1 protein-coding gene is annotated in these 1,716 nt (G+C 69.8%); it reads right to left on the bottom strand.

The features are described from left to right. Positions 1-1,672: sugar phosphate nucleotidyltransferase (locus VGS97_RS08645; protein ID WP_349262050.1), on the bottom strand; the 1,672-nt coding region annotated here is incomplete at its 3' end. Positions 1,673-1,716 lie beyond the last annotated feature (44 nt).

Raw genomic sequence — 1,716 nt, 5'->3', positions numbered from 1 at the left:
AGTCGGCGACGACCTTCAGGCCGGCCCCGCGGACACCGTTCATATCGATGCTGCGCAGCAGGGCGTTGGTGTACGCCTCGACCACGCGCGGCGGGTAGGTCAGCTCGGCGATCTCGCCCGGGAACGCGCGCCGGTACTCCTGCCGGGAGAAGACTCGCTCCAGCTTGCGCTGCGCGGCCAGCGACATGTCGGCGCCGTCGGAGTCCAGGAAGATGATGTCGATGGACTGGGGATCGCCGGGCGTGGTGCGCAGCGCGATTCCGCCGCTGTACTCGCTGCGCGCAGTCTCGAACCTGGCCACCGGCAGCGGCTGGGCCTCGAGGTCCACGACGTTGATCGCGCTCGCATTGTGCGCGCCGTGGACCGCGCGCTTCAGCGCCCGCGCGGCGCGCGACACGTCACGGGACGTGGTTACCGTCGTGCCGTTCTTCAGCGTGGTGGCGTACGCGCTGGCCAGCCGCACGCAAAGCTCGGGCGTGATCTCGACGTTCACCAGGCCGGACACCCCGCGCGGGCCGAACAGCGTCCGCTGCCCGCGGGATTCCCAGATCACGCTGGCGTTCACCACCGCGCCGGCCTCGATGGTCTTGAACGGGTAGACCTTCACCCCCGCGGACACGTACGCCTCGGGCTCGATCACGCACTCGTCCCCGACGACCGCGTCCTCCTCGATCCTCGCCGAGCGCATCACGTCGGTGTTCTTCCCGATCACGCAGCCGCGCAGGGTGGTGCCGGTGCCCACGTAGACGTTGCTGTGCACGACCGCGCGGTGCAGGAACGCGCCCTCCTTGACCACCACGTTGCTGCCGATGACGGTGAACTCGCGCAGCTGCGCGCCGGCCTCGATCTTGGCGTAGTCCCCGATCGCGAGCGGCCCCTTGAGCGCCGCGTCCGGGTCGACCTCGGCGCCCTCGGCCACCCAGACGCCCGGCGACATCTCGAACCCGTCGATCTCGGCCTGCACCCGGCCGGCGAGCACGTCGGCCTGGGCCCTCAGGTAGCTCTCGTGGTTGCCGACGTCCTCCCAGTAGCCGTCGGTGATGCAGCCGTACAGCGGCGCGCCGCGCTTGAGCAGCCGCGGGAACACGTCGCTCGACCAGTCGGCGACCTGGCCGGGCGCGAACTCGGCCAGCACCTCGGGCTCCATCACGTAGATGCCGGTGTTCACGGTGTCCGAGAACACCTGCCCCCACGTCGGCTTCTCGAGGAAGCGCTGGATCCGCCCGTCGTCGTCCACGATGATGATCCCGAACTCCAGCGGGTCGGGTACCCGGGTGAGCCCGACGGTGACCAGGGCGTCGTTGTCCTTGTGGAAGCGGACGAGCTCGGACAGGTCGATGTCGGTGAGCGCGTCGCCCGAGATGACCAGGAACGGCCCGTCCCGCAGCGCATCCTCGGCGTTCTTCACGCTGCCTGCGGTGCCGAGCGGGGTCTCCTCGGTGGCGTACTGCAGGCTCATCCCGAAGTCCTCGCCGTCGCCGAAGTAGTTGCGCACCATCGAGGCGAGGAACTGCACGGTGACCACGGTCTCGTCGAAGCCGTGCCGCCGCAGCAGCCGCAGCACGTGCTCCATGATCGGCCGGTTGACCACGGGCAGCATCGGCTTCGGCTGGTTGGCGGTCATCGGGCGCAGCCGGGTGCCCTCTCCGCCTGCCATTACGACAGCCTTCACCGCGGCCCAGCCTCCCTGTCTCCCCCCAACATTGTCCCGGGGGG

The sequence above is a fragment of the Actinocrinis sp. genome (genome assembly GCF_035946395.1).
GTDB lineage: Bacteria > Actinomycetota > Actinomycetes > Streptomycetales > Catenulisporaceae > Actinocrinis.
This window is presented reverse-complemented; position numbering and strand designations above follow the sequence as displayed.